The sequence below is a fragment of the Jannaschia pohangensis genome (genome assembly GCF_900113875.1).
Taxonomy (GTDB): domain Bacteria; phylum Pseudomonadota; class Alphaproteobacteria; order Rhodobacterales; family Rhodobacteraceae; genus Jannaschia; species Jannaschia pohangensis.
This window is the reverse complement of sequence record NZ_FORA01000001.1, coordinates 1,268,834-1,295,066: the sequence shown is the minus strand read 5'-3', so window position 1 is coordinate 1,295,066 and position 26,233 is coordinate 1,268,834. Positions and strand designations below refer to the sequence as shown.

General features: G+C 66.0%; 30 protein-coding genes. 14 read left to right on the top strand and 16 right to left on the bottom strand.

Features of this window, described 5'->3' with window-relative positions; translation table 11 throughout:
• Positions 1–49 precede the first annotated feature (49 nt).
• Positions 50–829, top strand: coding sequence for an SDR family oxidoreductase (locus tag BM002_RS06545; protein ID WP_092778392.1), 780 nt, complete (start codon positions 50–52; stop codon positions 827–829).
• Here the strand turns inward: BM002_RS06545 and BM002_RS06540 are convergent.
• From BM002_RS06540 to BM002_RS06525, 4 genes are all read right to left on the bottom strand, one after another.
• Positions 826–1,542, bottom strand: a complete 717-nt coding sequence (locus BM002_RS06540) for a hypothetical protein (RefSeq protein ID WP_092778390.1) — start codon at positions 1,540–1,542, stop codon at positions 826–828. The two genes, BM002_RS06545 and BM002_RS06540, sit on opposite strands and share 4 nt — an antisense overlap.
• A 72-nt stretch (positions 1,543–1,614) precedes the next feature.
• Complete coding sequence (locus BM002_RS06535) at positions 1,615–2,058, bottom strand: MaoC family dehydratase (protein ID WP_092778388.1); 444 nt, start codon at positions 2,056–2,058, stop codon at positions 1,615–1,617.
• Between the two features lie 106 nt (positions 2,059–2,164).
• Positions 2,165–3,037 (bottom strand): TIGR01459 family HAD-type hydrolase, encoded by an 873-nt coding sequence (locus tag BM002_RS06530; RefSeq protein WP_092778386.1) that lies wholly within the window; start codon positions 3,035–3,037, stop codon positions 2,165–2,167.
• 75 nt (positions 3,038–3,112) lie between these two features.
• Positions 3,113–3,880 (bottom strand): Hint domain-containing protein, encoded by a 768-nt coding sequence (locus tag BM002_RS06525; RefSeq protein WP_092778384.1) that lies wholly within the window; start codon positions 3,878–3,880, stop codon positions 3,113–3,115.
• Between the two features lie 141 nt (positions 3,881–4,021).
• Here BM002_RS06525 and BM002_RS06520 point away from each other — a divergent pair, with 141 nt between their 5' ends.
• Positions 4,022–6,151 carry a sulfotransferase gene (locus BM002_RS06520; protein ID WP_092778382.1) on the top strand — a complete coding sequence of 710 codons (2,130 nt, stop codon included), beginning with the start codon at positions 4,022–4,024 and terminating at the stop codon, positions 6,149–6,151.
• Positions 6,152–6,157: 6 nt separating this feature from the next.
• On the opposite strand, the gene BM002_RS06515 is transcribed toward BM002_RS06520, so the two are convergent.
• Positions 6,158–6,889, bottom strand: a complete 732-nt coding sequence (locus BM002_RS06515; protein ID WP_092778380.1) for an esterase/lipase family protein — start codon at positions 6,887–6,889, stop codon at positions 6,158–6,160.
• Between the two features lie 45 nt (positions 6,890–6,934).
• On the opposite strand from BM002_RS06515, the gene BM002_RS06510 reads away from it, so the two are divergent.
• Positions 6,935–7,387 (top strand): NUDIX domain-containing protein, encoded by a 453-nt coding sequence (locus tag BM002_RS06510; RefSeq protein ID WP_092778378.1) that lies wholly within the window; start codon positions 6,935–6,937, stop codon positions 7,385–7,387.
• On the opposite strand, the gene BM002_RS06505 is transcribed toward BM002_RS06510, so the two are convergent.
• The 4 genes from BM002_RS06505 to BM002_RS06490 all read right to left on the bottom strand — a co-directional run bounded on the left by BM002_RS06505 (position 7,357) and on the right by BM002_RS06490 (position 11,110).
• A complete protein-coding gene (locus BM002_RS06505) occupies positions 7,357–8,202 on the bottom strand; it encodes a DMT family transporter (RefSeq protein WP_092778376.1) in 846 nt (281 codons plus the stop codon). The genes BM002_RS06510 and BM002_RS06505 overlap by 31 nt on opposite strands.
• Positions 8,203–8,697: 495 nt before the next feature.
• A complete protein-coding gene (locus tag BM002_RS06500) occupies positions 8,698–9,369 on the bottom strand; it encodes a LysE family translocator (protein ID WP_217641153.1) in 672 nt (223 codons plus the stop codon).
• Between the two features lie 191 nt (positions 9,370–9,560).
• Entirely contained in the window at positions 9,561–10,163 is a 603-nt protein-coding gene (locus BM002_RS06495; protein ID WP_175484818.1) for a GNAT family N-acetyltransferase, read from the bottom strand.
• Between the two features lie 284 nt (positions 10,164–10,447).
• Positions 10,448–11,110 carry a DUF2161 domain-containing phosphodiesterase gene (locus BM002_RS06490; RefSeq protein ID WP_092778372.1) on the bottom strand — a complete coding sequence of 221 codons (663 nt, stop codon included), beginning with the start codon at positions 11,108–11,110 and terminating at the stop codon, positions 10,448–10,450.
• 87 nt (positions 11,111–11,197) lie between these two features.
• Here BM002_RS06490 and BM002_RS06485 point away from each other — a divergent pair, with 87 nt between their 5' ends.
• A complete protein-coding gene (locus BM002_RS06485) occupies positions 11,198–12,118 on the top strand; it encodes a manganese-dependent inorganic pyrophosphatase (protein ID WP_092778370.1) in 921 nt (306 codons plus the stop codon).
• A 94-nt stretch (positions 12,119–12,212) separates the two neighbouring features.
• On the opposite strand, the gene BM002_RS06480 is transcribed toward BM002_RS06485, so the two are convergent.
• The 3 genes from BM002_RS06480 to BM002_RS06470 all read right to left on the bottom strand — a co-directional run bounded on the left by BM002_RS06480 (position 12,213) and on the right by BM002_RS06470 (position 13,852).
• On the bottom strand, positions 12,213–12,608 hold the full coding sequence (locus BM002_RS06480; RefSeq protein ID WP_217641152.1) for a RidA family protein: 396 nt from the start codon (positions 12,606–12,608) through the stop codon (positions 12,213–12,215).
• Between the two features lie 80 nt (positions 12,609–12,688).
• Complete coding sequence (locus BM002_RS06475; protein ID WP_092778366.1) at positions 12,689–13,279, bottom strand: hypothetical protein; 591 nt, start codon at positions 13,277–13,279, stop codon at positions 12,689–12,691.
• Positions 13,280–13,351: 72 nt separating this feature from the next.
• Positions 13,352–13,852, bottom strand: a complete 501-nt coding sequence (locus BM002_RS06470; RefSeq protein WP_092778364.1) for an Lrp/AsnC family transcriptional regulator — start codon at positions 13,850–13,852, stop codon at positions 13,352–13,354.
• Between the two features lie 176 nt (positions 13,853–14,028).
• On the opposite strand from BM002_RS06470, the gene trxB reads away from it, so the two are divergent.
• The 4 genes from trxB (at position 14,029) to BM002_RS06450 (ending at position 18,966) form a co-directional block, all read left to right on the top strand.
• Positions 14,029–15,042, top strand: a complete 1,014-nt coding sequence (gene trxB, locus BM002_RS06465; protein ID WP_092778362.1) for a thioredoxin-disulfide reductase — start codon at positions 14,029–14,031, stop codon at positions 15,040–15,042.
• Positions 15,039–15,344 carry a hypothetical protein gene (locus BM002_RS06460; RefSeq protein WP_092778360.1) on the top strand — a complete coding sequence of 102 codons (306 nt, stop codon included), beginning with the start codon at positions 15,039–15,041 and terminating at the stop codon, positions 15,342–15,344. Before trxB ends, BM002_RS06460 begins: the two co-directional genes overlap by 4 nt.
• Before the next feature lie 133 nt (positions 15,345–15,477).
• Complete coding sequence (locus BM002_RS06455) at positions 15,478–17,196, top strand: bifunctional sulfate adenylyltransferase/adenylylsulfate kinase (RefSeq protein ID WP_092778358.1); 1,719 nt, start codon at positions 15,478–15,480, stop codon at positions 17,194–17,196.
• A gap of 615 nt (positions 17,197–17,811) precedes the next feature.
• On the top strand, positions 17,812–18,966 hold the full coding sequence (locus BM002_RS06450) for a hypothetical protein (RefSeq protein ID WP_092778356.1): 1,155 nt from the start codon (positions 17,812–17,814) through the stop codon (positions 18,964–18,966).
• Positions 18,967–19,217: 251 nt separating this feature from the next.
• Here the strand turns inward: BM002_RS06450 and BM002_RS06445 are convergent, their stop codons facing one another.
• Entirely contained in the window at positions 19,218–19,448 is a 231-nt protein-coding gene (locus tag BM002_RS06445; protein WP_092778354.1) for a DUF1150 family protein, read from the bottom strand.
• Positions 19,438–19,884, bottom strand: a complete 447-nt coding sequence (locus BM002_RS06440) for an Hsp20 family protein (protein ID WP_092778352.1) — start codon at positions 19,882–19,884, stop codon at positions 19,438–19,440. Before BM002_RS06440 ends, BM002_RS06445 begins: the two co-directional genes overlap by 11 nt.
• Before the next feature lie 186 nt (positions 19,885–20,070).
• Between BM002_RS06440 and BM002_RS06435 the strand changes: the two genes are divergently transcribed.
• The 5 genes from BM002_RS06435 to BM002_RS06415 all read left to right on the top strand — a co-directional run bounded on the left by BM002_RS06435 (position 20,071) and on the right by BM002_RS06415 (position 22,863).
• Positions 20,071–20,271 carry a YdcH family protein gene (locus tag BM002_RS06435; protein ID WP_092778350.1) on the top strand — a complete coding sequence of 67 codons (201 nt, stop codon included), beginning with the start codon at positions 20,071–20,073 and terminating at the stop codon, positions 20,269–20,271.
• A 7-nt stretch (positions 20,272–20,278) separates the two neighbouring features.
• Positions 20,279–20,764: a 5-(carboxyamino)imidazole ribonucleotide mutase gene (gene purE / locus BM002_RS06430; protein ID WP_092778348.1), complete on the top strand. Its 486-nt coding sequence runs from the start codon at positions 20,279–20,281 to the stop codon at positions 20,762–20,764.
• On the top strand, positions 20,761–21,828 hold the full coding sequence (locus BM002_RS06425) for a 5-(carboxyamino)imidazole ribonucleotide synthase (RefSeq protein WP_092778346.1): 1,068 nt from the start codon (positions 20,761–20,763) through the stop codon (positions 21,826–21,828). Before purE ends, BM002_RS06425 begins: the two co-directional genes overlap by 4 nt.
• Before the next feature lie 47 nt (positions 21,829–21,875).
• Positions 21,876–22,571 carry a tRNA (guanine(46)-N(7))-methyltransferase TrmB gene (trmB, locus tag BM002_RS06420; RefSeq protein ID WP_092778344.1) on the top strand — a complete coding sequence of 232 codons (696 nt, stop codon included), beginning with the start codon at positions 21,876–21,878 and terminating at the stop codon, positions 22,569–22,571.
• A gap of 100 nt (positions 22,572–22,671) precedes the next feature.
• Positions 22,672–22,863: a hypothetical protein gene (locus BM002_RS06415; protein WP_092778342.1), complete on the top strand. Its 192-nt coding sequence runs from the start codon at positions 22,672–22,674 to the stop codon at positions 22,861–22,863.
• Between the two features lie 63 nt (positions 22,864–22,926).
• On the opposite strand, the gene BM002_RS06410 is transcribed toward BM002_RS06415, so the two are convergent.
• On the bottom strand, positions 22,927–23,970 hold the full coding sequence (locus BM002_RS06410) for an MBL fold metallo-hydrolase (RefSeq protein WP_092778890.1): 1,044 nt from the start codon (positions 23,968–23,970) through the stop codon (positions 22,927–22,929).
• Between the two features lie 125 nt (positions 23,971–24,095).
• Between BM002_RS06410 and aroA the strand changes: the two genes are divergently transcribed.
• Positions 24,096–25,433, top strand: a complete 1,338-nt coding sequence (aroA, locus tag BM002_RS06405) for a 3-phosphoshikimate 1-carboxyvinyltransferase (protein WP_092778340.1) — start codon at positions 24,096–24,098, stop codon at positions 25,431–25,433.
• A 76-nt stretch (positions 25,434–25,509) separates the two neighbouring features.
• Here aroA and BM002_RS06400 read toward each other — a convergent pair whose 3' ends face one another.
• Positions 25,510–26,055: a P-loop NTPase family protein gene (locus BM002_RS06400; RefSeq protein ID WP_092778338.1), complete on the bottom strand. Its 546-nt coding sequence runs from the start codon at positions 26,053–26,055 to the stop codon at positions 25,510–25,512.
• Positions 26,056–26,233: the final 178 nt, after the last annotated feature.

The following is a 26,233-nucleotide window of genomic DNA, read 5'->3' as shown; positions in this document are numbered from 1 at the left end:
CGCGTCGGTGCTAGGTGGGAACCGGAACGTGCAACTTGCGGAGGTCGGAATGGATCTGGGGATCAAGGGAAAGCGGGCATTGGTCTGCGCATCATCCAAGGGTCTGGGCTTCGGCTGTGCCGCCGCCCTGGCCGAGGCCGGGGTCGACCTCGTGATGAACGCGCGCGGGGCCGAGGCCCTGGAAGCCGCCGCCGCCGATCTGCGCAGTCGTTTCGGCGTCCATGTCCAGACCGTCGCCGCCGACGTCACCACCGAAGACGGGCGGGCCGAGGTTCTGGCCGCCGCCGCCTCTCCGGACATCCTGGTGACCAATGCGGGCGGCCCGCCGCCGGGCCAGTGGTCGGACTGGGACCGCGACGATTTCATTGCTGCGCTCGACGCCAACATGCTGACCCCGATCGCCCTGATGAAGGCCTGTCTGCCCGCGATGATGGACCGGGGGTGGGGGCGTATCGTCAACATCACCTCGCAGAGCGTCAAGGCGCCGATTGCGGTTCTGGGGCTGTCGAACGCCGCGCGGACCGGGCTGACCGGCTATGTCGCCGGCACCTCGCGACAGGTGGCGCCTTCGGGCGTGACGATCAACAACCTGCTGCCGGGGATTCATGCGACGGACCGCGCCGAAAGCCTCGATCAGGGGGTGAGCCGGGCGCAGAACATCTCGGTCGAGGACGCCAAGGCACAGCGGGAGGCAACGATCCCCGCACGCCGCTATGGCACGGCGGCGGAATTCGGGGCGACCTGTGCGTTTCTATGCTCGCAGCACGCGGGCTTCATCGTGGGCCAGAACATTCTGCTCGACGGCGGGGCCACAAACGCGACGATCTAGCCGGCGACGGCGCGGCGCGATTTGCCCAACTGGTGCAAGGTCAGCAAGGCCAGGAAGATCGCCGCGCCCCCCGCGAACAGACCCACGGCGTTCAACCCGTTCTGGACGATCACCCCGATCAACGCCCAACAGACCGCGACGCCATACATCAGCGAAACGCGCCGTTTCTGCACCGCGACCGCGATGACCAGGGCCAGGATCAGGGCGGCGATGGCCCACCCCACAGGGCCGAAGGGCGGCACGCCGAACCCGGGCAAGGTGATCCCAAGCGCCACGCAGGACGCCGCCGTCAACCACCCGGCGTAAAGGCCGACCGGCGCGCGCAGCAGCCACAGATCCGTCCCCGGCGTGTTCAGTACGGCCCAAAGCGCCGTGGCCAGCATGACCCAGATCAGCACCGTGGCCCAGATGGGCGAAGCGACAGCCACCGCGAGCCAGATGGCGCCGACCCCCATGCTCAGGATCAGCGGAGTGCGCGTCGGCTCCCACGCGGGGTCGTCGGCACGGCGCAGAAGGCCGAACACGGCCATGACGGCCAGCCACAGATAGATCACGCCCCAGATCGCGAAGGCATAGCCCGCGGGCTGCGCCGGCGGGTCGGTCATCGGGTTCGGGAATTGCTCCGGGGCATAGCCGCCGAAATCCGGCACGAAGAGCGGCGACACCATGAAGGCAATGGCCGTGATCAGGACGAGAAGGGGCAGCGGGCGCATGGCGGGACGTCTTTCGTTTGTCTGCCCCTACTTAGGTGCATTCGGGCGCGACGCCAAACGGCTTTGGCACGATCAGTCGAATTTGCGCGATGGCGCAAGGACAACCGCCTCCCCCTTGAGGACCTTCTTTCCATCGATGGCGCAATGCGTTTCCATCGTCACGCGCCGCTTGGCGAAATCCATGTCGGTCACGGTCACCACCGCCTCGACCATGTCGCCCGGCCGGACCGGGGCCAGGAACTTCAGCGTCTGGCCCAAATAGACCGTCCCGTGGCCCGGCAATTGCTCACCTATCACGGCCGAGATCAGGCCCGCGGTCAGCATTCCGTGCGCGATCCGCCCCTCGAAAATGGTATCCCGTGCGTAATCGTCGTCGAGATGGACGGGGTTGTGGTCTGTCGACACCTCGGCAAACATCTCGATATCGCGGTCGGTGATGACCTTGCGCAGGCTGCGGCTCATGCCGATCTCGATATCTTCGATGCAGATCGTGCCGCGCGGGGCGTTGTCGAGCATGTCCGGACCCTCCGAAAACCATTGCCCTTGATCTAGCGTCGATGCCGCGTCGCGGCAAGGCATCACGCAAGAATAATTCCGAAAATGACCGGACGCGTAACTTATGTTACCGAAGCGTTCCGATTGTGTAAGTCGGCACGACCCCCGTTTCGGCAAGGTAGCGGTCCAGCTTCTCGGGGTCCGGATCGCCGCCGATGGCGGTTCCCGTCTCTTCCGCCCCAAGCCCGCCCGAGATGAACAGCAGGTCCAGGTCTTCGCCCATGGCGCCCGCCGCATCGGTCAGGGGGCCGTCGCCGATGGCCAGGATGGAGCTGTCACCGATATCCTCGATCGCGCCCAGGCGACGGCGGGCCAGATCATAGATCGGGGGATGCGGCTTGCCGAAATAGAGGCTTTCGCCCCCCATCTCCGTGTAAAGCTGCGCCAGGGCCCCGGCGCACCATTCCCGCGTCTCGCCCCGGTCCACGACGATGTCGGGGTTGGCGCAAAGCAACTTGAGCCCGCGCGTCTTGGCGGCCAGGAACTGGGGTCGCATCACCGACGGGTCCGCGAGCGGGTCGAAGGGGCCGGTGCAGACGATGCCCTCCGCCTGCTCCAGTGGGACGCGTTCGATGACAGCAGGGTCGGTCAGGATGGCCGGAACCTCGAAAAAACCCGCGTCATGGTCGGGGCCCAAGTGCCAGACCTTGTTGCCGACCGCGCCCCGAAACATCGCCACGCGTGCGCTGTCGCCCGAGGTGGCGATGTCGTCATAGGCGTCTTCGGTCACGCCGAAGCCCGCGATCTGCTTGGCGACGCCGGCACGGGGGCGGGGGGAATTGGTCACGAGGATCACGCGCCCCCCGGTCTTGCGATAGGCCCGCAGCGCCTCGACCGCGCCGGGGATCGGGCGCACGCCGTCATGGACGCAGCCCCACAGGTCCACGAAAAGCGCGCGGTAGTTGTCCGAAACCTCGGACAGGGAGCGGATGATCGTCATGGGTGGGCCCCTGCTAAGCGGTAATCTGTCCCGCCGCTATCTACAGCAGCGCCGCCCGGGGTCCAGTCCGCAGGATCAGGTCAGCGCCCCGCCCATGGCCAGCGACTGCGCCTCCGACATGGTGAGGTACGGCGTGCGCGGCGCGCCGAAGCCACCGGTGTCCGCCAGCTGCGGGAACAGGCGGGCCATATCCTCGAGCACGGTGCGGTTCAGGCTGCGGGCGGTGGTGCGGGCAGGATGATAGGTCTCGATCGGCAAGCCGTCGGCCAGAACTGCCTCCTGTGCGGCGCAGGCGATGCCATAGACCGTCACCTCGCCCTGGGGGATGATGACACGGACCCGGTGCCCATCCTCGAAGGCGGCGAGGGGGGCGAAGGCGATGTTCGCACCGACCAGCGGGCGACAGCGCGGACTGTCGATCAGGATATGGGCCTTGGAGCCAAGGATGACATCCGTGTCGGGCCCGTTGGCCCCGAAGGCATGTGCGGCGACCCGGTAGAACCGGGGCCGCTCGGACCCGGCATGATAGCTGCGCGCCCCGATCCAGTCGATCTGCACCGACCCGCCACTGTGGGTCAGCAGACGGTCGCCAGGGATCAGATCCTCGATGGCGACCGGTCCGCGCGTGCCGCGCAGGATGGTGCCACGGGCAAAGCTCGACACGGCGGCTTCGATTTCGGGGGTGTCAGGCAGGGCGCGTCGATCCCAGGCGCCCGCTCCATGGCCGTCGATCCAGGCAATATCATAGTGCGCCGAAGCACGGGTGTCGGGATGCGCGGAGTCGCGGGCCGGTCCGGGAACGGGGCTGAACGATGCGGAAGGGAGCCGCTGATATGCAGTCATGACGAAGCCGTCCTGGCGTATACGGCCCCCGCCGCTAACCTTGGATTAGCGAATTTTCGGCCCTCTATCTACCGGTATGCGCGAAACAATCGGTTTCTATTGCCCGTTCCGGTGACGGATTGGCCATGGTAGGAGCCGGGCATGATGCCAACGCCCGACACCCCCGCCCAGATTTTGACCGCCGCGCGCAAGGCCATTGACGCCGGGCGCGAGGCCGAATGCCGCGATACGCTCGAAGCGTTCCTGCGCGACCACCCCGGGGCCGCCGAAGGATGGCTGTTGTTGGCGCGGGCGCAGGCGGGGCTGGACCGGCCCGATGCCGCCCGCGCGGCCTTTGCCCGGTGCAGCGCGCTCGCGGCCAGGGAACCGGTCCTCTGGATGGAGCGCGCGCTTTTCGAGGCGTCCCAGGGGCAGGGGGGCCAGGTGGTCAAGGAGGCGCGGAAGGCCGGGCTGCCGCAGACCCTCGTCACTATGGTCCAGGGTGCGGCCAGCGGGCAGGGCACGCGGGCGCAGACCGTGGGCGGGGCGACCAAGGGCGATCTGGCGAAGCTGTCCAAGGCCGTCGAGGGGCGCAACGGGCGGGCCGCGGAGGCCATTGCCCTGCCGCTTCTCAAGGCGCGCGCCGGCGGCGTCGTCTGGGGCCTTCTGGCGCAGGCGCGCTATGACGCGGGAAACCTGCCCGCCGCCGCCGAGGCCTTTCGCCAGGGGCTGAGACTGGAGCCCTATGCCATCGACCTGCGCATGGGCCTGACGCGCGCGCTGTCGGACCACGGCGACCTGATCGCGGCCCTTGTCGCCGCGCGCAGCGCTGCGCGCTGTGCGCCGCTGCTGCCTGCCGCCCAGATCGTCTTTGGCCGGATCCTGCTGCAATCGGGTCTGCCCGACCGCGCGATGGAGATCGCCGAGGCGACGCTGATCCGCGCGCCCGGCAACGACCCGGCGCTGGCGCTGGCCGCAGAGGCCGCGATGCAGGTGGCGCGGCCCGCCGATGCCGTGACCTTCGCCCGCGCCCGGGCGGCCAAGGCGCGGGATCGCGACGTCCTGATTGCCCGCGCGCTCGGGGCGGCCAACCAGGTGGAGGAGGCCATTTCGACCTACGGCACCCTGATCGCCGCGAACCCGAACGACAGCGAAGCCCTGGCTGCCCGGGGCCAGCTGCGCCAATCCCTGGGCGAAGATGCCGCCGCCGAAGCCGACCTGCGCGCCGCCATCGCGGCCAATCCGGGCAATGGCACCGCGCATCGCGCGCTGGCCTACGGCACGAGGCTGGCGGCGGACGACCCGATATTGAACGTGATGCAAGCGCAGCTGGCGGGCAGCGGCCTGACCGCCTTCGACCGCCGGATGATCGACTATGCCCTGGCCCGCGCCTTGCAACCCACCGATCCCGAAGCGGCCTTCCGGCATCTGGACGCGGCCAATGCCTCCATGCTGCACAGCTATCCCTATGACCCGCGTCAGCTGCGCGAATTGTTCGACCGCAACACCGCACAGGAATGGCCGCGCATCCGCGATGCCAAGGCCCAAAGCGCTTGCACCGCCGCGCCGATCTTCGTGACCGGCCTGCCCCGGTCGGGGACGACCCTGGTCGAGACGATCCTTGCGACCCATCCCGATGTCGTCATGGGCGGCGAACTGGGCGTGCTGCGCCGCAATGCGCGCGACCTGCACCGCGCCGTGGCCGAGGGGGAGGCGGTGACCGATGCCCTGCTGACCGCCGCCGGAGACGCCTATGCCGCCGCCGCCGAGGCCGCCGCGACGACGCCCGGCGAGGGGCGCCGCCGGACCGACAAGTCGATCTTCTCGTTCCTCGAAATCGGCCTGATCCGGACGATCCTGCCAAAGGCCACGATCATCGCCGTTCAGCGCGATCCCCGCGACACTGGCCTGTCGATCTGGCGCAACCATTTCCGCGAGGGTACGCACCGCTATGCCGCAAGCCAGACCGGCATCGCCGACACGGTGGAGCTGTACCGCGATGCGCTGGACTTCTGGGACGGGGCCTTGCCGGGCGCGGTGCACCGCATCCGCTACGAAGACCTGCTGGCCGACCCCGAGGGGGAGGCGCGTCGTCTGCTGGCGGTTTGCGGGCTGAACTGGACGCCGGAGGTGCTGTCGTTCCATGAACACGCGGCCCGCGTGGATACCCTCAGCTTCGCGCAGGTGCGCCAGCCGCTCTACACCTCGTCCAAAGGCGGATGGCAGAAGGTCGAGGCACATATCCAGCCGATGATCGCGGCCTTGGCGAAAAAGGGTCTTCTGCCCGATTAGGCCGCGTCAGTCGGTGAAGGTGTCGACCACATCGCCCAGGGTCAGGTCCGGGTCGAATTTGCCGTTGCGCAGGAAGGCCAGCACCTCTCCGATCACCAGCGGCTGGTTCATCATGAAGGTATGGGTGACGCCAAAGGAGATGTGATCGTCCATTCCTTCGACCCGGGTCGAGGCCACCGAAACCTTGCCATCATCCGGGCCGGGCAGGATCGCCGACAGGATAGGGTTCAGGCTGCGCGTGCCCGCAATGACACCGACCCCGGGCCAGACCGGCGGCAGGCGAGAGGGCAAGCCGTCCGTCCCCAGTTGCAGCCCCGCAGGCCCGTTGATCCAGCCGAAGGCCTCCAGCGCCCCCAGTTCGTCCACCACCTCCGACCCATGGTTCGGCGGGGCCAACATGACGGTGCGGCCAAGGCGGGGGATGGATGTCGTGGTCAGATACTGGCGCAGCAGGATGCCACCCATGGAGTGCGTGACGAAGTGGATGCGGGGCGACAGGCCGCAGCGGGCGATGGCCGGGGGCAGGGCCGTCGCGGCCAGTTGCTCGATGGTGTCGGCGGTCGAGGCGTAGTCGGCGCTCGATACGCGGTAGCCTTCGACGCGCAGCGCCTCCTCCATCACCAGAAGCGAGGCGTCGCTGCGCGCAAGGCCGTGCAGCAGGACGACGCAATCGGGTGTCGCGGCCCGGGCGGGCAGGGCCAGAAGGCAGGCAATCAGAAGGGTCAGAATGCGGTTCATCGGCATGATCTAGTGCGCGGCGTGGTGCTGCGCTAGTCATGGCGGATGTTACGCTCCGTCCGTCTTGCCGCCCGCGCGGTGCTTGTCCATCGCGACCGCCTTCTGTTGGTCAATGCTTGGCCCGAGGCGAAGGGCAGCGACCTGTGGTGCGCGCCCGGCGGCGGGGTCGAGGCCCATGCCAGCCTGCCCGACAACCTGGCCCGCGAGGTGCGGGAGGAAACGGGGCTGACGGTGACGGTCGATGCGCCCTGTCTGGTGAACGAATTCCACGCGCCCGACCGGGGATTTCACCAGGTCGAGGTGTTCTTTCGCTGTCGTCTGGCCGCCGGTGCCCTGTCGGATGATTGGCAGGATCCCGAAGGGGTGGTGACCTGCCGCCGGTGGGTGACCCGCGACGAGATGGCGGGGATGAATTTCCGGCCGGAGGCGCTGCCCAAGGTGGCCTGGATGGATCGGGATGCGCCGACCTACGACCCCTTGGAATTGCTCATCGGCTGACGCAGGACGGCCAGCAGGATGCCCGTCAGGACCAAGCCGCCGGCCGCCATGGCGCGGGCTGTGGGCCATTCGCCAAGCAGGATCGCGCCCGCGACCATGGCGATGACCGGCACCGCCAGTTGCGCTACGCCCGAGGTGGCGACCCCCATCAGCGGCAGCACCCGGAACAGCATCGCATAGCCGAGACCCGAGGCGACGGCACCCGAGATGACCGCCATAAGTGCCCCGAATCCAGTGACTTGCGCGCCGTACCAGAAGGGTATCGTGGCCCCCATCATCAGCGTCGCGATCAGGAAATTCCCGGCCGATCCGGCGAGGGGTTTGGGTTCATACTTGCCCGCGAAGCTGTAGGCGGCCCAGGCCAGGCCCGCCGTGACCATCAGCAGGGCGTCGACCGGATCGGTCTGCAAATCGCCGCCGGGCAGCAAGAGCCAGACCAGCCCGGCCAGCGCCAGACCCATGCCCAACAGGCGGATCGGGCCCGACTTTTCGCCCCGCAGCAGCGACAGGGCAAAGAGCCCGATCTGCACCGTCGCGAACAGGATGAGCGCACCGAGGCCCGCGTCGAGCGACCGGTAAGCCAATGAAAACCCGAGAAGATAAACGAGCAGCGCCGTGGCCGCGCCCCACCGTCGCCCGCCGGTCAGCGTGATGCCGCGCCGCGCCGCGAGGAGGGCCAGCATGGCGGCACCGGCGGCGACGCGGATGGCGGCGAAGGCCAGCGGGTCGGTGCCGTCCAACACGCCGGCCCGCGTCAAGAGGGAGTTTGCGGCGAGAAAACAGAGGGCCAGAGCAGTGAGGAAGGCAAGTTTCATCCCCGGTTGTTGGGCGTTTCGGGGGGGCGGGGCAAGTCACATGTCTGTTGTGGCCTTCGCGTCACATCCGGCGCGGATCACCCTTGTTTGCAAGGCCCGGGACCATGTCACCCGGCGTACACCCCCTGTACACCCCCCGTACATACGCGCGGGACACCGGGCAGCGCCCGGTCGCGCGGCAGACGAAACAGGCGGTGTTCGGGGCTATGGCGCCGTGAGTCGGGCGAGTGGGAAGACGTTCGTCGACAGGGGCGGGGGGCTTCGGGGGAAACCGGGGTGTGATTGCGCAAGGCTTAAGGACTGCGATCGACAACGATTTGCGCGGCTGGTGATGTCGGTTGTGCGGGCGGAGCGTGCTATCGCTGTGAATGCGCTAGTGACCGCTTTTAGGGTGCGGACAAAAACGGTCGTTATCGCCGGTGACAGAAACGGTTGAGTTTTGGCACAGGCTGTGTCCTTGGCGGCTTCCAGCTCGACGTGCTGTTAGACCGCGCCCTATCGTTCGGCGGTGACGCTCGCCATCTTAATGCCCGCGAAAATGAGGGCCGCTCCGGCCGTTCTGTTGATCACACTGACGATCCAGGCGCGCAGACCGCCATTGGCAAGCTTGTCCCCCAGCTTTGCGTAGGCCGAGTAAATCACAAACTGCATCGCAGCCCCCGTCAGCCCCATGATGATCATCTGCGGCGCAATCGGCGCGGCGGTGTCGAGGAACTGCGGGAGGATCGCTGCGAAGAAAAGAAGCACCTTGGGATTGGCGAACTCCACGACAAAGCCTTGCGAGAAGAGAGCCTTCCGGGACCTCGTTTTACCCGTCCGCCCGACCGCGAGACCACCCGACCGACTGAGCAAGGCGGTAAGGCCGAGATAGATGAGGTAGCCGACGCCGACCCATTTGATGATTTGGAAGACAAGGTTGGAAGCGAGGATGAGAGCGGCCAGCCCAGTCGCAGACATAATGAAGTAGATCGCTGTTGCGACCATCATCCCGAACATTTGGAATACGGTCCTGGGCCAGCCGTTCGTCGCGCCTTGCGATGCCACGAGGATCGCGGACGGACCGGGCGACGCGATCACGACGGCCTGTGTCGCCGCGAAGACCAAGAATGCCTGAAGTTCTATCGCAATGTCCTCTTGCTGGTTAAGAACAACAAAGGAGGTCCCCATCCTGGAAGTCAACGGATCAAAACAGTTCCGCCAAGTATTGCCTCTCGAAACGGAAGTTCCTCCTTGGCGCGCCGAAGGTACGACTTGTGCCGCGCAGCGGAAAATAACCCTTTGCCGTAACCTATGATCCAAAAAACGGTCGTTATCGCCAGTGACAGAAACGTGCCAGTTTTGGCATTCACCCCTTGCCACTAGTCCCATGCGACAATGATATTCTCAGACTTCCAGAGTGGACCTGGATCAATGAATGTTCCAATTTCTGCTCCACCCATCTTCTTGTAGAAGCGTCGAGCCGAGTTGTTCTGTCGCACGACAGCGAGCGCTAGGCCGGGTCGAGCAGCACTCTCATCGTCTAATACCGCCTTGAGCAGCAAGCGTCCGACTCCGAGCCCTCGCGCCAGCTCCGCGACATAGAGATGCTTGATTTCTGTCCGTCCGGCGAAGGACTCATGCTGAGATGGACCGTAGCTCACCACACCAAGAAGCGACGCATCCTGTTCAGCGACGAAGACGCCCGCGCATGGGCGTTTGTCCAACAGCGCGTCCTGCCAATATGGAAGACGCTTTGCCTCGTCCAACATCTTAAATGCTTCGGCAGAAGCATAATCGCGATAGGTCGCGCGCCAAACATCTACGTGAAGTTTTGCAAGTGCATCAGCCTCATCGGGACGTCCAGTGCGGATGGAAACACGGGCTTCAGGGTACGGCAAAAAAGTTTCCGGGGTGGGTGTTGTCTCGACGCAGAGAATAACTTCCCCACGAACCGGGCCGCAAGCGACGTTCGCCGCGATCATCAGTAGCTGGACAGAAACCCCTTGCCAGAACCTGTGCGTCATAAACGGTCGTTTCTGTCACTTGCCGAGTGGCTGCTGAAATCCTTAGAAGGTCGTGTGTCACAAACCCCTGGCAAAACTCGCGTTGGTTTTGTCACGTTCATGGCCACTCGACGATGAAGCAGCCGTTCGTTCGTTGTGCAGCATCGATGACGTTGGGCTCAAAACGGACCTCCGGCGCGTGCGCGTATTTGCATCTGTGACCGGCTCAATGGTGGCTCCTGAGGCTTTCGGACCAGACCGGCTCACGTGTCTCGCTCGTCCTCGCCAACCGTCCCGCGCCCCGCCTCCGTCAACTCGTAAACTCCGACCGAGACGCGGCTGAACCAGCCGTAGTGGTTGTCGCGCAGGATGGTGGTGGCGCGTTTGATATCGGTCGCGGCCGCGACATGGGCGCCTTTGGTGGGGCCTTGGGCGGCGAGGTGGGCGGCGATGATCGTCGCGTCCTGGCGGTATGCGGTCACGAGACCGTCGCGGGTGGCGCCGCCCTGGGCCGGGTCGCCGCGGCGGGCCGCGAATTCGCGCAGAAGACGCTCGCGCGGTTTCTTCGACAGTCGGGGCTGGAAGGGGCCGGGGTCGCAGTGGACGGTCACCAGAGCGTCGCGCAGGCGGACGGTCAGCACGCCCAGGCCCAGGCGCCGGGCGAGTTTCAGGTTCGCCTTGAAGGCCGCATGGCCGCGTCGCCCGGCCACGTCGGGCACGGCGAGATAGACGTGGGGCGTCACCGCCTGCCGGTCGATGCCCTGGTGGATGAGGGCGAGGGAGAAGCCGGTCTTGAGTTCGACGATCACCGGCGGCTCATCGCCCCGGAGGGCGACGACATCCGCCGGGCCGATCTCGCCCTTCACCGTGTAATCCTGCGCCTCGAGAAAGGCCTTGATCGGCGCATAGAGATCCGTCTCGCGCATCTGGCCCCTTTCGACAGTTGACCCGTGACATCCCGCGCCGGTCACGCTAAGGCCCCGCGCGACCCATTCCCAGCACGGATAGACACGATGACAACGCTCGTTTTCGGCCACAAGTCCCCCGACACCGATTCCACCGGATCGCCGATCGCCTGGGCCTGGTATCTGACCGAAGTCGTGGGCACGCCCGCCAAGGCGGTCCTGCTGGGCGAGCCGAACACCGAAGCCGCGTTCATGTTGCAGCGTTGGGGGCTGGAGAAGCCCGAGATCATCAGCGGCGTGGCCGAGGGGCAGGCGGTGGTGATCGTCGACACCAACAACCCGGCGGAATTGCCCGCCGACATCAACGCCGCCGACATCCGCGCCATCATCGACCATCACAAGCTGGTCGGCGGGTTGGAGACGGCGGAGCCGATCGACATCACGATCCGCCCGCTGGCCTGCACCGCGACGATCATGGCCGACCTCATGGGGTCGAGCCTGTCGACGGCGCCCGAAGCGATCAAGGGCGCGATGCTGACCTGCATCCTGTCGGACACGCTGGAATTCCGCTCGCCCACCACGACCGACCACGACCGCGCGCTGGCCGAGCGTCTGGCGGGTGATCTGGGCGTCGAGATCCCGGCCTATGCCGCCGAGATGTTCGCGGCGAAGTCGGATGTGTCAGCGTTCTCGGAGGCGGAATTGCTGCGGATGGACAGCAAGGAATACGCCGTGGGCGGCACCAAGTTCCGCGTCTCGGTGCTGGAGACGACGTCGCCGGGCATGGTGCTGGACCGCAAGGCCGCGCTGATGGAGGCGATGGGCCCGGTCGCGGCCGAGGACGGGGTGGAGCAGGTGTTGCTCTTCGTGGTCGACATCCTGAACGAGGAGGCGACGCTGCTGGTGCCCAACGACCTGGTCAAGACGCTCGCGGAGAAGAGCTTCGGCGCGTCGGTGTCGGGCGATGCGGTGGTGTTGCCCGGCGTGATGAGCCGCAAGAAGCAGATCATCCCGGCGTTGAAGCTGTAAGTCACCGCTGACGATCGGAAGGGCCCGCGCGGACAACCGGGCGGGCCTTTTGCGTCAGGGGTTCGGGGGGCGTCGCGTGCGGGGCCGTGGCGGGTCAGGGCCTGCGGGCGACCATGTCGATCTCCACCAGCGCGCCGACGGCCAGGCCCGTGACCCCGATACAGGTGCGCGCGGGCAGTTTCCCGGGGGCGAAATAGCCCTGATAGGTCTGGTTCATGGCGGCATAGTCGCGGTCGAATTCGGTCAGATAGACGCGCGCCTGTGCCACGTTCTCAAGGCCGAGGCCCATGCCCTCCAGCACCAGAATAAGGTTGTCCATGACGCGGCGGGTCTGTGCCTCGACACCGTCCGGCAGGGGGCGATCCGGCTCACCGGGCCAGGTCGGCATCTGGCCGGTCAGGAACACCCAGCCGTCGATTTCTGCGCAATGGGAGAAGGTGGCGACCGGCTGCGGGGCGGCGTCGATCATGTGGAAGCTGGGGAGGGGCATGGCGATGTCCTTTGTGGCGGATAGGCATTTGTGCGAGCAGGACGGGTGATTTGCCAGCCCCTTTGCTGCCCCCGTCGTTGCTACCCACCGTTCGAGACGTTGACGACCGGGAACGGGCCCGAGGTCACCCGGGTCACGCGCATCGCCCAGGTGTTGCCTGCGCCCTCAAGGCCGAACATCGTCCCGCGGTAGAGCGAGGTGGCCGTGGGCACACAGACCTTTCCGCCGGGTCGATACCAATGCCCGAACGATACGGTGTCCGCGCATCCGACATAGCGCCGCAGCAGGCTTTGGGTGCCTGTCACGCGCATCTCGATCTGCTGCGGAGCGGAGACCACGAAGGTCGACAGGAGCGGCAAAGCCCAGGCGAACGCACCAAGGGTCATCGCCGCCAAGAGGACGCTGCTGAACCCGATTGCGGGCAGGCTGATGGCGCGCGCACTGCGCGAGAGGCTGTAGGAGAGGGCGAACAGACTGGGAGGGATGGTCAGGATGGCAAGCGCCCAGGCCAGCACCAGATACCACGTGGGCACGGTGACGACTGACCCGACCCCCGCCACCCCGAGAAAGAGATAAAGTCCGACGACGATGGCAAGACAGCCGGATTGCCAGATGACGGTCGCGGTCAGAAGGCGGGACGTGCTGGGGGAGGGCGGCGGCAGCTGTGACATGCCGGACGACTAATCCGTGTTTTCGGCGAATTTATGGTCGGCGGTCCGGTGGGCCTGACCGACCGGGGCCAGTCACGCCTCCTGCTTGAGGCGTTCTTCCAGCACCTCGAAGGGGACGCCGGGCGTGTCCTTGGCCCCGCGGATCACCAGCGACGTCTTGACCGAGGCCACGTTTTCCGCCGCCGTCAGTTGACCGGTCAGGAACGACTGGAAGGTGGACAGGTCTGGGGCCACGCATTTCAGGATGAAGTCGATCTCGCCGTTCAGCATGTGGCATTCGCGGACGAGCGGCCATTGGCGGCACAGCTCTTCGAAGGCGGACAGGTCCGTCTCGGCCTGGCGCGCGAGGGAGACCATGGCGAAGACCTGCACCTCGAACCCCAGGGCGCGGGCGTTGACGTCGGCATGATAGCCGTGGATCAGCCCGGCTTCCTCGAGCGCGCGCACGCGGCGCAGGCAGGGCGGTGCGCTGATGCCGACGCGGCGTGCAAGTTCGACATTGGTCATGCGTCCGTCGGCCTGCAGTTCGGACAGGATCTGACGGTCGATCGGGTCGAGTTTGTGCTGCGGCATGGACAATCCCTGCGAATTTTTCGTTCATGTCTCACAGCCATGGGTCGCGCGCAAGAAAGTTTCACGAATGGGCGGTCGATCCGCCTGGGTGGGCGGGGTGTTCACGTCTGGCCTTCGGGGGCTTTCGCACGACCCGATTCGCCGCCTATATCCCGAGGCCAAACAGCGAGGTCCCCATGTCAGAAGCGCGCCACTCCAAGGTTCTCATCATCGGATCCGGTCCGGCGGGATATACCGCCGCCGTCTATGCCAGCCGCGCCATGCTGGAGCCCGTTCTGATCCAGGGCATCCAGCCCGGCGGCCAGCTGACGATCACGACCGAGGTCGAGAACTGGCCCGGCGACACCGAGGTGCAGGGCCCCGACCTGATGGTGCGGATGGAGGAGCATGCCCGCGCCGTCGGGACCGAGATCATCAGCGACCACATCGCCTCGCTCGACCTGTCGCAGCGGCCCTTCACCGCCGTCAGTGACGGGGGCAATACCTATACCTGCGACGCGCTGATCCTGGCGACGGGGGCGCAGGCGAAATGGCTGGGCCTGCCCTCCGAGGAGCATTTCAAGGGCTTCGGCGTCTCGGCCTGCGCGACCTGCGACGGCTTCTTCTATCGCGGCAAGGACGTCGCCGTGGTGGGCGGCGGCAACACCGCCGTCGAAGAGGCTCTGTTCCTGACCAACTTCGCCAGCAAGGTCACGCTGATCCACCGCCGCGACAGCCTCAGGGCCGAAAAGATCCTGCAGGACCGGCTGTTCAAGCATCCGAAGGTCGAGGTGATCTGGGACCATGAGGTCGATGAGGTCCTGGGCGCGCAGAACCCGCGCGGGGTCGAGGGGCTGCGCCTGAAGCATCGCGAAACCGGGGCCACGCGGGAAATTGCAGTCCACGGGTTTTTTGTGGCCATCGGCCATGCGCCCGCCTCGGGTCTGGTGAAGGACTGGCTTGAGCTGCACATGGGCGGCTACGTCAAGACCGCGCCCGACAGCACCGCGACCAGCATCCCGGGTGTCTTTGCGGCGGGGGACCTGACCGATCACATCTACCGGCAGGCGGTCACCTCGGCCGGCATGGGCTGCATGGCCGCGTTGGAGGCGGAGCGGTTTCTGGCGGAACACGGGCTGGACAGCGAGATCGCGCAGGACCAGACCGAACCGCTTGGATATGGCGCCCCGACCGAGGAACCGGCCGAATGATCCGGGCGGCGCTGCTCCTGTCGGTCGCGGCTTTGGCGGGCTGCGGCGGCGGTGCGGCCCCTTCGGGCGACGCGGGCCCCCGCGCGCTGGCGGTGACGGGCGGGCAATGCCCCGATGCCGACCCCGAGCGGGACGGCCCCCTGGTCGATGCGATCCGCAGCCGGGATACAAGGGCGGTCGACGCCCTGCTGGCCCGCGACCCGGCGGACGGGCGGGCGCAGGCGGCGCGCGCGATCATTGCGGGGCGGGCCGCGCCCGACGCGGATCAGGCGGCCTGCTTCGCCCCCTACCTCGACGGGTGACCCATGGTCAGCTTTGATGGCGCTGCAACGCCGCCGCCCACCCCTGTGGCCTTGAAATCCCCTTGGGGATGGGTCTAGAGGCCCCCATCCGTCTCTCAGGCCCGCCAGTGGGGCCGAAAGGAAAGTTTGTACGATGTCCTTTGATGCCGCGAATCTTGCGCCCATTCCCGAACTCTATGTCAGCTACGACAGTGCCCAGAAACTGAAGGTCGACGCCGCCGACCTGATAAGCTGGGATATGACGCCGCGCCAGATCTGCGATCTGGAACTGTTGATGAACGGCGGGTTCAACCCGCTCAAGGGGTTCCTCGGCAAGGCCGATTACGAGTCGGTGGTCGACAAGATGCGCCTGGCCGATGGCACGCTCTGGCCTATGCCCATCACCCTTGATGTGTCCGAGAAGTTCGCCGAGAGCATCGAGGAGGGCAAGGACATCGCCCTGCGCGACCAGGAGGGTGTCATCCTGGCCATCCTGTCGGTCAGCGACATCTATCGCCCCGATAAGGCGGTCGAGGCCGAAAAGGTCTTTGGCGCCGACGATCTGGCGCATCCGGCGGTCAACTATCTGCACAACACCGCCGGGACGATCTATCTGGGTGGGGCCATCACCGGGATCCAGCCGCCGGTGCATTACGATTTCCGCGCCCGGCGCGACACGCCCAATGAATTGCGCGCCTATTTCCGCAAGATGGGCTGGCGTCGTGTCGTGGCCTTCCAGACGCGCAACCCGCTGCATCGTGCCCATCAGGAGCTGACGTTCCGCGCCGCCCGTGAGGCGCAGGCCAACCTGCTGATCCACCCCGTCGTGGGCCTGACCAAGCCGGGCGATGTGGACCACTTCACCCGCGTGCGCTGCTATGAGGCGGTGCTGGACAAGTATCAGCCGTCGACGACCACCATGTCACTGCTCAATCTGGCGATGCGCATGGCCGGCCCGCGCGAGGCGGTGTGGCACGGCATCATCCGTCGCAACCACGGCTGCACCCACATGATCGTGGGCCGCGACCACGCGGGCCCCGGCAACAATTCGGCGGGCGAGGATTTCTATGGGCCCTATGATGCGCAGGATCTGTTCCGCAAGCATCAGGACGAGATCGGCTGCGAAATGGTCGACTTCAAGCACATGGTCTATGTGCAGGAACGTGCCCAATACGAGCCCAATGACGAGATCGAGGATCGCGACAATGTCACCATCCTGAACATCTCGGGCACTGAATTGCGCCGCCGCCTGCGCGAAGGGCTGGACATCCCCGAGTGGTTCTCCTTCCCCGAGGTGGTCAAGGAGTTGCGCCGCACGTCGCCGCCGCGCTCGCAGCAGGGGTTCACCGTCTTCTTCACCGGCCTCTCCGGGTCGGGCAAGTCGACCATCGCCAATGCGATCATGGTCAAGCTGATGGAGATGGGCGGCCGCCCCGTCACGCTTCTGGACGGCGACGTGGTGCGCAAGCATCTGTCGTCCGAGCTGACGTTCTCCAAGGAGCATCGCGACATCAACATCCGCCGCATCGGCTATGTCGCGTCGGAAATCACCAAGAACGGCGGGATCGCCATCTGTGCGCCCATTGCGCCCTATACCGCGACCCGCCGCGCCGCGCGCGAGATGATCGAAGCCTATGGCGCCTTCGTCGAGGTCCACGTGGCCACGTCGCTGGAGGAATGCGAGCGGCGCGACCGCAAGGGTCTCTACAAACTGGCGCGGGCGGGCAAGATCCCGGAATTTACCGGCATTTCCGACCCCTACGAGGCGCCGACGACCCCCGAACTGGTGGTCGATACCGAAGGCTACGAAGTGGACAACTGCGCGCAGCAGGTCTTGCTGAAGCTGGAGTCGATGGGCCTGATCAAGGGCTGATCCACCGCCGAGAGACCGGCAAGGGGCGTCCCATGGGGGCGCCCCTTGGCGTTCGGGGGACGGGTGCGGGCGCGATCACGGGGTTGAAACAAAAAATTTCCGCGACCCCCGAAAACCGGGTGAAAACACCTTTTTTCATGGCGAATGCGCGGTGTGACATGCGTATGACACCTGTATTACATCCGTGCACACGATCCGGCATATGGGGCGTTCGCCGGGGGGCGGCGCGCAACGCGGGGTGTTCAATGCCACGCGCGCGATCCCTGACCCGGCGGCCGAGCGGGGCCTGTCTGGGCGGTCCGGTGACGGGCGCGGCATCGGCGTTTCGATTTCGGCACTAACGTCGGCGGGCCGGGTGTCAGATGTCAGGCAAAACCGACTTTCGTATCAGGTCACTGAGCGAAATTGCACGCGGGGACGGGTAAGCGGACCTTCGTGCAACGTGCGGCGAAGGTCCGGTTCGAGCCCAAATTGACTGATGCTGCAAAGTGCACAAAAGTCCGCTTTCGATAGCACGGTCAAGATCGACTACTTGCAAGCGGAGATTTTAGATTGAGCGGATTTACATGGGAACGCGGGCCATTCACACGATGCGCTAAGTGCGGTCAAACGACAATGGGCATCCTCTCAGCCGGGGGCCAATTGTTGACCAAACGCTGCACCAACTGTCGAGCGACGGTGCAAATCCCGCTGCCCGAACTAGACAAAAAGGCGATCTATCTGGACCAGTTCATGTTCAGCATGATCTACAACGTCAAGAACGAAGGTAACCTGCCAAAGGGCCATGAAGCCTTTGCGAAAGAGGTCTATACGCTGCTAAGGCGGTGCGTTCTTTTGCAGCAAGTCTTCTTGCCCCATTCCAACATCCATCATGACGAGACAACGGTCTTCCACAGTCCAATAGACTTGCGCGGTCTATATCAGTTTTTCGGTGGTGACGTTTCCCTAATGGATTCTCGCGACGTCGAGCTTTTGCAGGACATTCGGTTCGCAAAGGCGTACTTCGATGCGGCGGAGCCTGCTGTGTCTCTCGACATAGATGAGATTGCGGATAGCCGAAGAAACGAATGGCTGCCAGATATGCACGTAGGCGTGCGGGCCGATTACAGCCAATTCGCAGATCACATTCGCGCCGTAAGGGGCGAAGTGCATGATGCAATGAAACACCTCGCGGACACTTGGATTGAGAGGAAGGCAACGTTCGCTGATGTACTTGAAAGTGAGTTTTCAGCAATTGGGCCAACAAAGAAGCAGGCCTTTGCGAAGTGGTTTGAGGAAGTCTCAAATCCTGACCCAAACGACCCGCTGGCGCTTCTTGAGAGTTCAGGTAGGCAGATTTATCGCGAGTACAGAGAGCTTTGCCACGTACTTGAAGATCGTGGAGTTGACGAAAACCAGCAGCCGATTGAAATCAGGAAATTCTGGCATTGGGAACGGCATCGGGAAATACCACACCAAAGGATTTCATCTTACTTATTCGCCGCTGTAGCTAGGCGGGTCGTCATGGGCGAGAAGAAAATAGTTGATCGTGGGCTCTTGAACGATGTGAGGACAATCTCGACGTATGCGCCATACGTGAATGCACTCTTCATCGACAAGCGCTGCGCTGCATTATTGAAGGAAGAACCGCTTGCGACTGAGTTGGACTACAAGGCCCGTATATTCTCGCTAGCTGACACAGACGAATTCTTGGACTACTTAAGCGAAATAGAACGTCAAACATCGGATGAGGTTCGCGAGTATGCTGCAATGATTTACGGTACTGACTAAATGCGCTTTGGCGTCGAAGCAGAATTTGGCGCAACCGCAGCGAATTCACCCTTTGTCCCGCACATCGAACCTTAGCGCGCCCTTCATCGCGAGTCCGGTTTGGGTCGAACATGCTTATTCGTTGGGGTGGGCCTGCTTGGCCTAGCCTGCCGACAAGTTCCGAAAACCAAACGCATCGGGTCGCTTTCCCACGACCTTCTTCAACGGGGGCGCAGGGAGACGGCGGCCCGTGACCGCCGTCCGCGCAATCGTCAGTGAACGCTTACCGGCGTCAAATCGTTCTGGCGCGCCAGGTTGAAGGCCAGCGCCCGGTTCCCGACCAGCGCGACCTGCGCGCCATCGGCCCGGTGCAGGGCATAGAGCACGTCCAGCCCGCCGATTTCGGCCTCGCTGCGCAGATCGTCGGGAAGGTCGTCGACCGGCACGGCGCGCACATAGACAAGCGCTCCGCCGACGGCCTCGATATCGCGTTCATGCTTCATCTGTCTGGTCCTTTCGCGTCTGGGGCTTGGCGGTTTCGATACGTATCGTCTGCACAACGTTCTCGGGGACAGATCGTTGCAAATCGATGTGCAAAAGACCGTTTTGCAGTTCCGCACCCCGCACCTCGACCCCGTCGGCCAGCACGAAGGCACGCTGGAATTGCCGTGCGGCGATGCCCCGGTGCAGGAACACCTGACCACTGTCGTCGCGGGACCGGCCGCGCACGACCAATTGGCGATCTTCCAGCGTGATCGACAGGTCGTCGTCGCCGAAACCGGCTACGGCCAGGGTGATGCGAAAGCCGGATTCGCCCGTCTGTTCGATGTTGTAGGGCGGATAACCCTCGTTTCCGGTGCGGGCGGTGCGTTCCACCAGACGCTCAAGCTCATCGAAGCCGAGCAGGAAGGGGTGCGTGCCGAAGGTCGGCTTGGTCATGGGTCGGGTCCTTCTCGAAGCGATCCGAAGTCTGGGGACGACCCGGCTGGCGGCATCGGTCCCGTGGTGAAGATGTGGGATCGGCAGAGCCGGGCGTCAAGATGCTTGGATTCGCGGTGCGACCGGGTGTAACAGGCGCCAACCCGCAACGAAGGCCAAAGCCCCGTGTCCAATCCGCCAGAAGAGATGAACCACGAGGATGTGCTGCGCGTCCGGCTGGAAGTGCTGCGTCAGGAGCACCGCGACCTCGACTCCGCGATCGCCGCGCTCGAGGAGCGGGTGCTGCCCGATGTGCTGGCCATCAAGCGGCTCAAGAAACAGAAACTCGCCCTCAAGGACCGCATCGCGCGGATCGAGGATGAGCTGACCCCCGACATCATCGCCTGAGGTCCCCATGACAGACACACCGCCCGTCGGCATCATCATGGGCTCGACGTCCGATTGGCCGACCATGAAGGAAGCCGCCGATATCCTCGACGCGCTCGGCGTGGCCTACGAGACGCGGATCGTGTCGGCGCACCGCACGCCCGACCGGCTGTGGGACTATGGCAAGACCGCTGCCGACCGGGGCCTCAGGGTCATCATCGCGGGCGCAGGCGGGGCCGCCCATCTGCCGGGGATGATGGCATCGAAGACCCGCGTGCCCGTCGTCGGTGTGCCGATCCAAACCAAGGCGCTCGGCGGCGTCGACAGCCTCTATTCCATCGTCCAGATGCCGCGCGGCTTTCCGGTCGCGACCATGGCCATCGGGGCGGCGGGGGCGGCCAATGCGGGGTTGATGGCGGCGGGCATCCTGGCGCTGTCGGACCCCGGTCTGGCCGCGCGCCTCGACCAGTGGCGCGCGGATCTGTCGGCCTCAATCCCCGAGGTGCCGGAATGACCGCGCTGCCCCCCGGGGCCACCATCGGCATTCTGGGCGGCGGTCAGTTGGGCCGGATGCTGTCGGTCGCGGCCAGCCGACTGGGCTACAAGACCTGCGTGTTCGAACCGGCGGGCGATTGCCCCGCCTCGCATGTGGCCAATTTCCACCTTCAGGCCGGTTATGACGATGTCGGGGCCCTGGCGCGCTTTGCCGATGCCGTCGATGTGGTCACCTACGAGTTCGAGAATATCCCCACCTCCGCCCTCGACGCGCTGGAAGCCCGCCGCCCCATCCGCCCCGGCCGCCGGGCGCTGGCCGTCAGTCAGGACAGGCTGACCGAAAAGGCGTTCCTCACCGATCTGGGCCTGACCTGCGCCCCCTTCCGCGACATCCCCGACCTTGCCGCCCTGCAGGCGGCGTTGGCCGACCTCGGCACGCCCGCCATCCTGAAGACCCGGCGTCTGGGATATGATGGCAAGGGCCAGGTTCGCATCGACAGCGCCGATCAGGCCGGGGCCGCGTTCGACGCCATGGCCGGGGCCGATGCCATCCTCGAAGGGTTCGTCGATTTCCAGCGCGAGGTGAGCGTCATCGCCGCCCGGGGCCTGTCGGGCGAAGTGGTCTGCTATGATCCGGGCGAAAACGTCCACCGCGACGGCATCCTGCGCACCACCACCGTGCCCGCCACCCTGACCGCGTCGCAGCGGATGGACGCGGCCCTTCTGGCCGGGCGCATCCTCAACGCGCTCGACTACGTGGGCGTCATGGGGGTGGAGCTTTTCGTGACCCCCGGCGGCCTCGTGGTCAACGAAGTCGCCCCCCGCGTCCACAATTCGGGCCATTGGACCCAGGCCGGCTGCGCCGTCGACCAGTTCGAGCAGCATATCCGCGCCGTCGCGGGCCTGCCCCTCGGCGACGGGCAGCGGCAGGTGGATGTGGTGATGGAGAACCTGATCGGCGACGACATGGACCGGCTGCCCGACCTGCTCGCCGCCCCCGCCACGCAAGTGCACCTCTACGGCAAGGCCGAGGTGCGCGCGGGCCGCAAGATGGGCCACGTCAACCGCTTCACCGCCGCCTGACCAGCCCTTTCCCGCTTTCCAGATACGCAAGGCCCGACCCGATTCCCATGACCGACCGTCCCCATCGAAATTTCTATGGCCGCCGCAAGGGCAAGCACCTCAAGGCCTCGCAGGAGGGCTATCTCGACGCCGACCTCGCCGCCCTTTCGCCCGGCGCTGTCGACTGGGACGCGAACCCCGACCGCACCCCCCTTGATCTCGATGCGCTCTTCGGGGGGTGCGACGTCTGGCTCGAAATCGGCTTCGGCGGGGGCGAGCACATGATCCATCAGGCCGCGCTCAACCCCGGCGTGGGCATCATCGGTGCCGAACCCTACATCAACGGTGTCGCCATGCTCTTGGGCAAATTGCGCCGCGCCGATGTGGACAACGTGCGCATCCATCCCGGCGACGCCCGAGACCTCTTCGATGTCCTGCCACCGGCCTCCATCTCCAAGGCCTTCCTCCTCTACCCCGACCCCTGGCCCAAGGCGCGCCACCACCGCCGCCGCTTCGTGACCGACGAACACCTTGCCCCTTTGGCCCGTGTCCTGAAACCCGGAGCCGAGTTCCGCGTCGCCACCGACATCCCCGACTACGTCCGCCAGACGCTGGAGGAGGTGCCACGCCACGGCTTCACCTGGCTGGCCGAAACCGCCGCCGACTGGCGCGACCCCTGGTCCGACTGGACCCGCACCCGCTACGAGGCCAAGGCCATCCGCGAAGACCGCACCCCCCACTACATGACCTTCCGCCGGGACTGACGGGCCGATGCGGCGCGCCATCGTCCTGGCTGCCATCGCTGTCGCCCTGCTGTTTGCCGTCGCACCGCACCTGCGGGAATGAACCCATGAGCGTCGGACCGTGACCTTTCGCCATCCCCACCCGGACGCAGGCAATCTGGCCCTGGCTCAACTACGCGACCTTCTGGCGACATCTTTCGCCACGGAACCCCTTCCCGGTCTCGACCCGGTTCAGGCGGCGACCCGACGGTCCAAGGGACGCATCGCTCAATACGACAGGGCCATCGACGACCTCGGCTGCCGCCAGATCTGAGCCTGTCTTCTCTGCTTTCGAAATACTCCACGGGGGTCCGGGGGTGTGAAACCCCCGGCGCCCTCAGTCGGGGACGTCCCAGACGGCTCCGGGCGGCACCACGCGAAACCGCTCCGGTGTGATCTCCGCCGCGGCCAGGGCCGCCCGCAGGCGCGCGGGCGGCTCGTCGCGCGCCTCGTCGGTCAGCTGGAACGTGCCCCAGTGATGCGCCATGGCGTGCCGCGCGCCCGAGGCCCGGAAGCCCGCCACGGCCTCTTCGGGGTTCTGGTGCTGCGCCTCCATGAACCAGCGCGGCGCATAGGCCCCGATGGGGATGATGGCCAATCGGTAGGGTCCATGCTCCGCCGCCGCCTGATAGGGCCGCCCCCGGTCATAGCCGGTGTCCCCCATCACCAGAATCCGCCCCGCCGGTGTCTCGACCGCGAAGGAACACCACAGGGCATGCGACCGGTCCCGCGTTCCTCGCGCGCTCCAGTGGTGGCACCGCAGCAGACGCGCCGTGACGCCGCCGCCCTCCAGCACGTCGCCCCAATCGCCCGCCCGCACGTCGATCCCGGGCACGTCGCCCCGCACGATGGTATCGTTGCCAAGCGGGGTCAGCACCGGCATCCCGAACCGCCCGTGCAGGCGCTTCAGCGTCGCAAGGTCCATGTGGTCATAGTGGTTGTGGCTCAGCAGCACGGCATCGATGGGCGGCAGGTCGTCAAACGCGATCCCGGGCGCGGTCACCCGTGCGGGGCCTGCAAAGCTGACCGGGCTGACGCGGTGCGACCACACCGGATCGGTCAGGATGTTGAGGCCCCCCGCCTGGATCAGGACCGAGGCATGGCCCACCATCGTCACCCGCAGGTCCTCCACCAGCGCCTCTGGCCGGGTCTGCGTGATGCCCACGCTTGCGGGCCAATCCTGACGCTTGCCGGATGTCTGCCAGCGGACGAGGTCGCGAAAGCCGCGCGGCGGCGTGCCGTCCGGGTTGAAAAAGGCGGTGCCGTCGAAATGATCGCTGACGGGCCCCTGGTAGTATCGGTTGCCCATGGTGACCTCGCGGGTGGCGCAGGCCCCGACACCAAGCAGGGCGCCAAGACCGAGAAGGGTTCTGCGTTTCATGCCCTGCGACATAGGGCGACACGCCGTCGCCGCACAGGGCCGCGCCCGCGAAATCGCACCAGATGTGCCATGGACGCCCGTCGCCCGCCCGTCTATTCCGCAACCGACCGCGACGGAGAGACTTCATGAGCCACGGACCTGCCACCCCCCTGACCGCCCGCGCTTCCGGCCCGCTGACCGGCATCGCCGATGTACCCGGCGACAAGTCGATCAGCCATCGGTCGCTGATCCTGGGCGCCATGGCCGTGGGCGAAACGCGGGTGACCGGCCTGCTGGAAGGTCAGGACGTTCTGGACACGGGAAAGGCGATGCAGGCCTTCGGCGCGACGGTGACCCGCGACGGCGACACCTGGGTCGTCCGGGGCGTCGGCGTCGGCGGGTTGATGGAGCCTGAGGACGTCATCGACTGCGGCAATTCCGGCACCGGCGTCCGCCTTTTGATGGGGGCGGCGGCGACCCATGATTTCGCGGTGACCTACACCGGCGACGCGTCCTTGCGCAAACGGCCCATGGCGCGGGTGACCGATCCGCTGGCGCTGTTCGGGGCGGTGGCCCACGGGCGCTCCGGCGGGCGGCTGCCGATGACCATCGTGGGGGCCGCCGACCCCGTCCCCGTCCGCTATGCCACCCCGGTGGCCAGTGCGCAGGTCAAGTCGGCGGTGCTTCTGGCGGGCTTGAATGCCCCGGGCGAGACCGTGGTGATCGAACGCGAGGCCACCCGCGACCATTCGGAGCGGATGCTGCGCGGCTTCGGCGCCCAGATCGAGACGCGGGACACCCCCGAGGGGCGCGAGATCACCCTGCTTGGTCGCCCCGAGCTTCGGCCCCAGACCATCGTCGTGCCGCGTGATCCGTCGTCGGCCGCCTTCCCGGTCTGTGCCGCGCTGATCGTGCCCGGCTCGGATGTTCTGGTCCCGAACATCGGTCTCAACCCCACCCGGGCGGGCCTGTTCCAGACGTTGCGGGACATGGGCGCGGACCTGACCTATGAGAACCCGCGCGAGGAAGGCGGCGAGCCGGTCGCCGACCTGCGCGCCCGCTTCTCGCCCGACATGCAGGGGATCGAGGTGCCGCCCGACCGCGCCGCTTCGATGATCGACGAATATCCCATCCTCTCGGTCGTGGCCGCAAATGCGACGGGCACCACCATCATGCGCGGCGTGGCCGAACTGCGCGTCAAGGAATGCGACCGCATCGACGCCATGGCCACGGGTCTGCGCGATTGCGGCGTGACGGTCCGCGACGGCGAGGATTGGTGGGAGGTCGACGGGCGCGGGCCGGGCGGCGTGACCGGCAGCGCGACAGTCGCGGTCCACCTCGACCACCGCATCGCCATGAGCTTCCTCTGCGCGGGCCTCGCCTCGGCGCAGGCGATCACCGTGGACGACGCGGGCCCGATTGCCACGTCCTTCCCGATCTTCCGCCCATTGATGACGGCCCTTGGGGCCACGCTGACCGACTGAGGCCTGTCGGCGCCGACGTCACCCGTGGATCATCCATGGATCACCCGTGGGTCCGACGTCGGTTTTCGGGGGGTCGCTAGCGGTGCGAAATGCCCAGATTGCCGCGCCGCGCCACATAGCGCAGCGCGTGCAGATAGCCCCGTACGGCCTTCGCACTGGTAAAATGATGACGCGCCTGATCCTCTCGGGTCATGTCGAACAGGGCCGCGCACTTCTCGCGTCCGCTGGTCCTCGTGCGCCAGATGAAACCGTAGAACTCCGCGTTCAGCCGCTCCGGACAATCCGGGGGCAGGTCCGGTCGCGACCGTCCGTTGTACCGTAGCGTCCGGCGTGTCACCCGCCAAAGCCGCAGGGTGACGGGCATGTCCAGCCAGATCACCGTATCTGCCCGGGCCAGCCGTTCCGGCCAGCTCCGCCTGTGGCCGCCCTCGAACACCCATCGGTCCATCGAATGTATCTGGGAGCAAAGGACATCCTTCTCGTCCGGACTGCGCTCCACCCACCCGGGTTGCCAGTGGATGTGATCCATATGGAAGACCGGCAGATGCGCGATCTCGCCGACCTCCCGCGCCAGTGTGGACTTCCCCGATCCGGGTTGCCCGATGATCATCACGCGCTGCATCCGCCCAGTGTTTCGCGCACGGCCGCCCGGCGCAACCTTCGAGTTGACGAAAGCCGACTCGCGGTCTTACCTGATCCCAACGGCTCCATCCCGCCAGCCGTCCGCAGGGCCTCCGGTCCGGGGTGAAGGGATGGCAGGCAGCTTGGAAATCCCTTGTTTCATGGGGCCGGGCGGCAAT

What these genes read in the sequence shown, in the direction of transcription:
- BM002_RS06535 (WP_092778388.1), bottom strand. Translation starts at nt 2,058, where the DNA reads ATGCTCGACAACGCCCCGCGCGGCACGATCTGCATCGAAGATATCGAG.
- BM002_RS06525 (WP_092778384.1), bottom strand. Translation starts at nt 3,880, where the DNA reads ATGACTGCATATCAGCGGCTCCCTTCCGCATCGTTCAGCCCCGTTCCC.
- BM002_RS06400 (WP_092778338.1), bottom strand. Translation starts at nt 26,055, where the DNA reads ATGCAGCGCGTGATGATCATCGGGCAACCCGGATCGGGGAAGTCCACA.
- BM002_RS06480 (WP_217641152.1), bottom strand. Translation starts at nt 12,608, where the DNA reads ATGCCCCTCCCCAGCTTCCACATGATCGACGCCGCCCCGCAGCCGGTC.
- BM002_RS06530 (WP_092778386.1), bottom strand. Translation starts at nt 3,037, where the DNA reads ATGACGATCATCCGCTCCCTGTCCGAGGTTTCGGACAACTACCGCGCG.
- BM002_RS06470 (WP_092778364.1), bottom strand. Translation starts at nt 13,852, where the DNA reads ATGCCGCAGCACAAACTCGACCCGATCGACCGTCAGATCCTGTCCGAA.
- BM002_RS06425 (WP_092778346.1), top strand. Translation starts at nt 20,761, where the DNA reads ATGACCGCGCTGCCCCCCGGGGCCACCATCGGCATTCTGGGCGGCGGT.
- BM002_RS06440 (WP_092778352.1), bottom strand. Translation starts at nt 19,884, where the DNA reads ATGACCAAGCCGACCTTCGGCACGCACCCCTTCCTGCTCGGCTTCGAT.
- BM002_RS06435 (WP_092778350.1), top strand. Translation starts at nt 20,071, where the DNA reads ATGAACCACGAGGATGTGCTGCGCGTCCGGCTGGAAGTGCTGCGTCAG.
- BM002_RS06540 (WP_092778390.1), bottom strand. Translation starts at nt 1,542, where the DNA reads ATGCGCCCGCTGCCCCTTCTCGTCCTGATCACGGCCATTGCCTTCATG.
- BM002_RS06505 (WP_092778376.1), bottom strand. Translation starts at nt 8,202, where the DNA reads ATGAAACTTGCCTTCCTCACTGCTCTGGCCCTCTGTTTTCTCGCCGCA.
- BM002_RS06545 (WP_092778392.1), top strand. Translation starts at nt 50, where the DNA reads ATGGATCTGGGGATCAAGGGAAAGCGGGCATTGGTCTGCGCATCATCC.
- BM002_RS06460 (WP_092778360.1), top strand. Translation starts at nt 15,039, where the DNA reads ATGATCCGGGCGGCGCTGCTCCTGTCGGTCGCGGCTTTGGCGGGCTGC.
- BM002_RS06510 (WP_092778378.1), top strand. Translation starts at nt 6,935, where the DNA reads ATGTTACGCTCCGTCCGTCTTGCCGCCCGCGCGGTGCTTGTCCATCGC.
- BM002_RS06490 (WP_092778372.1), bottom strand. Translation starts at nt 11,110, where the DNA reads ATGCGCGAGACGGATCTCTATGCGCCGATCAAGGCCTTTCTCGAGGCG.
- BM002_RS06495 (WP_175484818.1), bottom strand. Translation starts at nt 10,163, where the DNA reads ATGATCGCGGCGAACGTCGCTTGCGGCCCGGTTCGTGGGGAAGTTATT.
- BM002_RS06475 (WP_092778366.1), bottom strand. Translation starts at nt 13,279, where the DNA reads ATGTCACAGCTGCCGCCGCCCTCCCCCAGCACGTCCCGCCTTCTGACC.
- BM002_RS06520 (WP_092778382.1), top strand. Translation starts at nt 4,022, where the DNA reads ATGATGCCAACGCCCGACACCCCCGCCCAGATTTTGACCGCCGCGCGC.
- aroA (WP_092778340.1), top strand. Translation starts at nt 24,096, where the DNA reads ATGAGCCACGGACCTGCCACCCCCCTGACCGCCCGCGCTTCCGGCCCG.
- BM002_RS06410 (WP_092778890.1), bottom strand. Translation starts at nt 23,970, where the DNA reads ATGAAACGCAGAACCCTTCTCGGTCTTGGCGCCCTGCTTGGTGTCGGG.
- BM002_RS06445 (WP_092778354.1), bottom strand. Translation starts at nt 19,448, where the DNA reads ATGAAGCATGAACGCGATATCGAGGCCGTCGGCGGAGCGCTTGTCTAT.
- BM002_RS06455 (WP_092778358.1), top strand. Translation starts at nt 15,478, where the DNA reads ATGTCCTTTGATGCCGCGAATCTTGCGCCCATTCCCGAACTCTATGTC.
- BM002_RS06485 (WP_092778370.1), top strand. Translation starts at nt 11,198, where the DNA reads ATGACAACGCTCGTTTTCGGCCACAAGTCCCCCGACACCGATTCCACC.
- trmB (WP_092778344.1), top strand. Translation starts at nt 21,876, where the DNA reads ATGACCGACCGTCCCCATCGAAATTTCTATGGCCGCCGCAAGGGCAAG.
- trxB (WP_092778362.1), top strand. Translation starts at nt 14,029, where the DNA reads ATGTCAGAAGCGCGCCACTCCAAGGTTCTCATCATCGGATCCGGTCCG.
- BM002_RS06450 (WP_092778356.1), top strand. Translation starts at nt 17,812, where the DNA reads ATGGGCATCCTCTCAGCCGGGGGCCAATTGTTGACCAAACGCTGCACC.
- BM002_RS06500 (WP_217641153.1), bottom strand. Translation starts at nt 9,369, where the DNA reads ATGGGGACCTCCTTTGTTGTTCTTAACCAGCAAGAGGACATTGCGATA.
- BM002_RS06515 (WP_092778380.1), bottom strand. Translation starts at nt 6,889, where the DNA reads ATGAACCGCATTCTGACCCTTCTGATTGCCTGCCTTCTGGCCCTGCCC.
- purE (WP_092778348.1), top strand. Translation starts at nt 20,279, where the DNA reads ATGACAGACACACCGCCCGTCGGCATCATCATGGGCTCGACGTCCGAT.